Origin of the sequence: Nocardiopsis sp. TNDT3 (genome assembly GCF_003427465.1) — a bacterium.
In the GTDB taxonomy this organism is placed as follows: Bacteria; Actinomycetota; Actinomycetes; order Streptosporangiales; family Streptosporangiaceae; genus Nocardiopsis; species Nocardiopsis dassonvillei.
In genome coordinates, this window is the sequence record NZ_QPFC01000791.1 from 1 (window position 1) to 4,890 (window position 4,890).

4 protein-coding genes are annotated in these 4,890 nt (G+C 70.1%); 3 read left to right on the forward strand and 1 reads right to left on the reverse strand.

What is annotated here, in order from left to right; genetic code table 11:
- Nucleotides 1-15: 15 nt before the first annotated feature.
- Nucleotides 16-1,230, reverse strand: coding sequence for an ROK family transcriptional regulator (locus DQW06_RS19365; RefSeq protein ID WP_117199050.1), 1,215 nt, complete (start codon nt 1,228-1,230; stop codon nt 16-18).
- 274 nt (nt 1,231-1,504) lie between these two features.
- Here DQW06_RS19365 and DQW06_RS19370 point away from each other — a divergent pair, with 274 nt between their 5' ends.
- From DQW06_RS19370 to DQW06_RS19380, 3 genes are all read left to right on the forward strand, one after another.
- Nucleotides 1,505-2,782 carry an extracellular solute-binding protein gene (locus tag DQW06_RS19370; RefSeq protein WP_013151711.1) on the forward strand — a complete coding sequence of 426 codons (1,278 nt, stop codon included), beginning with the start codon at nt 1,505-1,507 and terminating at the stop codon, nt 2,780-2,782.
- A gap of 90 nt (nt 2,783-2,872) precedes the next feature.
- Nucleotides 2,873-3,868: a carbohydrate ABC transporter permease gene (locus DQW06_RS19375; protein ID WP_013151710.1), complete on the forward strand. Its 996-nt coding sequence runs from the start codon at nt 2,873-2,875 to the stop codon at nt 3,866-3,868.
- Nucleotides 3,865-4,833 carry a carbohydrate ABC transporter permease gene (locus tag DQW06_RS19380; RefSeq protein WP_013151709.1) on the forward strand — a complete coding sequence of 323 codons (969 nt, stop codon included), beginning with the start codon at nt 3,865-3,867 and terminating at the stop codon, nt 4,831-4,833. The genes DQW06_RS19375 and DQW06_RS19380 overlap by 4 nt, the downstream gene beginning before the upstream one ends.
- The last annotated feature ends 57 nt before the right edge of the window (nt 4,834-4,890 follow it).

A 4,890-nucleotide genomic window follows, 5' to 3' on the forward strand; every position in this document is an offset into this window, starting at 1 on the left:
CGGGGCCCGCCGGATTCAGACCGTCGAGGAGAAGACGTCCTCCCGCGCCCTTTCCAGGGCGTGCAGCAGCGCGCCCCGCACCACCGGGCTGCCCTCCACCCTCCCCAGCGCGACCTCGGTCGCGTTCGGGGCGATGCGCGCGGTGGCCGCCTGGACCCGCTCGGCCAGCTTCACACCGCCCGCCCGGGCCACGTCCCCGCCGAGCACCACCAGGCCGGGGTCCAGGATCACCGCGACGGCGGCCACCCCGCGGGCCAGGCGCTCGGCGAAGTCGTTCAGGAAGGCGTCCGCCTCCGGGGTCTCCGCTGCGGAGGCCGCCCCGACCACCTCGGTGACGTCGGTGCCCTCGATGCCGTACCCGGCGGCCAGCTCGACCACCTGCCCCGCCTTGACCAGCGCCTGGAACCCGTGGGGGAGCTCGCGGCTCGCGCCGTCGCGCAGGGACTCGTAGCCGCCGGACAGGCCCACGTCGGTGGGCATGGGCGCCCCGGGCACGGGCAGGTAGCCGATCTCACCCGCGCCGCCCGAGCGGCCCCGGTGGATGCGACCGTCGATCATGGTGGACATCCCCACGCCGCCGTTGGCGCTGAGCCAGATGAGGACGAACTCGGCCACCCCCGCGGCGGCGCCCTCGGAGTGCTCGGCCAGGGCGGCCAGGTTCACGTCGTTCTCGATCATGACCGAGCGCTTGAGGTCGGCGCGCAGGGCCTCCAGGATGCCCTCGTGCCAGGACATCAGGTCGAAGGAGAAGCGGATGTCGCCGGTGCGGGGATCGACGACGCCGGGGGTGCCGATGACGCAGGCGCGGACCCTGTCCAGCGCGACCCCCGCGGTCTCGGCCAGGCGCATCACCGCGGTGTGGACGAGCGCGACGGGATCGTCGGAGGCGCTGGGGTCGACCGCGACGTCGCTGACGATCCGGCCCGTGATGTCGGCGATCGTCGCGGTCACCCGGCGCGCGCTGACGTCCAGGGCCGCGACGTAGGCGCTCTCGGGCACCACCGCGTACAGCGCGGCGTTGGGCCCCCGCCCGCCCGCCTGGCTGCCCACGACGCGCACCAGGTTCCGCTCCTCCAGCCGCGCGAGCAGCTGGGAGGCGGTCACCTTGGAAAGGCCGGTACGCGTTCCCAGCTGCGTCCTGGTCAAGGGCCCCGCGGACAGGAGCAGTTCCAGTGCCGCGCGGTCGTTGAGCTGGCGTAGCAGCCGGGGAGTCCCCGGACGTTGAGACATAACCGTGACACCTCACCCTGTTTTTATTAGGAAAGTTTCCTGTTAATTTAGCTCACAACCTCACAGGAGGTCACGTCCTCGTAAGGCCCGCTTCGGGCCCTTCCGATACCCGCTGGGCCCTCCCGGTACCCGCTCCGGCGGGGCGGCCAACGTGCTATCCCAGCACAACCCCCACAAGACGTCGAGCCGCGGGGTGATTCCCACGATCATCCCAGGTCGGTTCGAGCACAGGCGTCGCACCCCGGCGCGTCGTGCGAAGGGAGAAGAGATACAGATGAGGTTCCCCAAGATCGCCGCGGCCACGGCCGTGGTCCTGCTCGCCTCCGCGTGCGGCGGCTCCGACTCCGGTGACGGGGGCGGCGAGGCCGACAGCCTGACCGTCTGGGTCATGGGCACCTCCCAGGAGCCCCTCGTCGAGTACTTCGAGGACGTCGAGGCGCGCTTCCAGGAGAGCAACCCGGACGTGGCCGTCAACGTCGAGTTCATCCCCTGGCCCGACGCGCAGGAGGCCATCACCAACGCCCTCGCCGGCGGTGACGCCCCCGACGTGCTGGAGGTCGGCAACGACCAGGTCGCGGGCTGGGCCGCGCAGGGCGCCCTGATGGACATCACCGAGCAGGTCGACGGCTGGGACGCCGCCGCGGGCATCGACGAGAACGCCCTGGAGTACGGCACCTACGAGGGCGTCCAGTACGGCGTCCCGTGGTTCTCGGGCGTGCGCACCCTGTACTACCGCGCGGACTGGCTGGAGGAGATCGGCCACGAGCCGCCGACGACCTGGGACGAGCTCGTCGAGGTGGCCGAGGCCATCGAGGAGGAGTACGACGTCCCCGGCTTCGCCGCGCCGACCGACTTCACCAACGGCATCGCCAGCTTCATCTGGAGCAACGGCGGCTCGATCGCGGAGCAGAACGGCGAGGAGTGGGAGGGCACCCTCACCGACCCCGCCACCGTCGAGGCGATCGAGTTCTACTCCAGCCTCACCACCGACGGCATCTCGCCGCAGGACTACGTCGGCCAGAACGAGCTCATCGCGCTGGCCGACATGGCCAACAGCCAGCTGGGCATGTACATCGACGGCGGCTGGGCGATCGGCTCCATGGAGGAGCAGGCCGAGGACCCGGCGGTCATCGAGAACATCGTCGCCGCGCCCATCCCCGGCGCCGAGGGCATCGCCCCGGCCTTCGCGGGCGGTTCCGCCCTGACGGTGTTCACCACCACCGAGCACCCGGACCTGGCCTTCGAGCTGCTCACCGTCCTCGGTGACGAGGAGGGCGGCCAGGGCTACGCCGACGTCGCGGGCTTCTTCCCGGCCTACCCGCACCTGCTGGAGAGCGAGACGTACCAGGAGGACCCCGCCACCGCCGCTGCCGCCGAGCAGATGCAGCACACCCAGTTCTTCCCGACCACCCCGCGCTGGACCGCGGCCGACCAGGACAACAAGATCCTGCCGGGCGCCGTCCTGGAGATCGTGCAGGGAGGCGACGCCGAGGAGGTCCTGGCGGCGGCCAACGAGGAGCTGACCTCGATCCTCAACGAGCCGGTCGAGTAGCCCCTTCCGCCTGACTGAGTAGAGCTGTGCGCGGGCGGGGTCCAACGGCCCCGCCCGCCGCGGTCGGCCCACGCCTCGATTGAGAAGACCATGGCACAAACCGTCGAACCAGCGCCCGCGCGCGAGCGGGAGGAGGCCGTGAAGGCCCCCGCCTCCGAGCCCGCACCTCGCCGCCGCCTCGCGCTCCCCACCCCTTACCTGCTCATCGCACCGGCCCTGATCCTCCTCGCGGTCGTGCTGCTGTGGCCGATCGTGCAGATGGTGTGGTACTCGCTCACCAGCTTCACCACCCGCAACCTCCTGCCGAACCAGCCCGGCCCGGCCTGGAACGACTTCGCCCACTACCAGACGCTGCTGACCGACCCCGAGTTCTGGGGGATCCTGCGCAACACGGTCGTGGTCTGCGTGCTGATGGTCGGCATCACGATGGTGCTGGGCACTCTCGTGGGGCTGCTGCTGAACAAGCTCCCCAAGTGGTTCTCGGGGTTCGTGGCCCTGGGCATGATGCTCGCCTGGGCCACCCCCGCGCTGAGCGCCTCCCTGGTCTTCCGCTGGCTGTTCCTGCCCGAACGGGGCCTGGTCAACGTCATCCTGGACCGGATGCCGGACTGGCTGGTGGGCAGCGGATGGCTGCAGTACAACTGGTTCCTCGAACCGCTCCCGCTGTTCTCGATCCTCATCACCGTGATCGTCTGGCAGTCCTTCCCCTTCGTGGCCGTCTCCGTGCTCGCCGGGCTCAAGAGCATCCCCTACGAGCTGTACGAGGCCGCGAGGATGGACGGCGCGGGCGGCTGGAAGGCCTTCTGGAACGTCACGTTCCCGATGCTGCGCCCGCTGTTCGCCCTGCTGCTGGTCCTCCAGATCATCTGGGACCTGCGCGTGTTCACCCAGCTCTACATCCTGGCGAACAGCTTCCAGAACAAGGACGTCTACCTGCTCTCGTACTACATCTACCAGCAGGGCTTCAGCGCCAGCCCGGCCAACTACGGCATGGGCTCGGCGATCGCGGTGGTCATGACCGTGATGATCCTCGCCGTCACCGCGTACTACCTGCGCATCATGATCCGCCAGGGGGAGACCCGATGACCGCGATCGACCAGACCTCCGCCTCCGCCGTCCGCGAGCGCGCCACCGGGGGCGCCGGGACGGGCGGCCCGAGCGGCCCCCGGCCCGTCTACCGCCGCGGCCCGCTGCGCCGCCTGCGCCGCCTGCCGCTGTACCTGGCCGGCCTCGCGGTGTTCCTGTTCTCGGTGTTCCCCGTGTACTGGATGGTCATCACGGCCTTCAAGCCGGTGGGCGAGATCTTCACCCGCGACCAGACGATCTTCCCGACGGCGCCGACCCTGGAGCACTTCGACCGGGTGCTCAACGGCCAGCTGATCCCCGGGGTGAACTTCTGGCAGTTCCTGGGCAACAGCCTGTTCCTCACCGTGGCCTCCGTGGCCATGGGAGCGTTCCTGTCGCTGCTGGCCGCCGTGGCCGTGGCCCGGTTCCGCTTCCGGCTGCGCACCGCCTTCATCATCCTGCTGCTGGTGATCCAGATGGTGCCGATGGAGGCGATGATCATCTCCATCTTCATCAACTTCCGGCAGCTGTCCGACGTCAGCGGCGTGGAGCTGCTCGGCAACCTGTCCGGCCTGCTCATCGTGTACACGGCCGTGTCCCTGCCGATCACCATCATGATGCTGCGGGGCTTCGTGGCCGCGGTGCCCAAGGAGCTGGAGGAGGCCGCGGCCATCGACGGCGCCAGCTCCTGGACCGTCTTCTGGCGCATCCTGATGCCCCTGGTCGCGCCGGGCCTGGTCGCGGCGAGCATCTTCGCCTTCATCACCGCGTGGAACGAGTTCATCGTCGCGCTGACGTTCCTGGGCCGCAGCACCGACAACTACACGCTGCCGCTGACGCTGTCCTACTACTTCGGCCGGTTCGGCACCGAGTGGGGGCCGATCATGGCCGCCTCCACCCTGCTGACCATCCCCGTGATGATCTTCTTCCTGTTCGTCCAGCGGCGCATGGTCTCCGGCCTGACCATGGGCGCGGTCAAGGGCTGACCGCGTCCCTCCCGCCGGGGCGGGTCCCGCGACGGACGCCGCGGGCCCCGCCCCGGC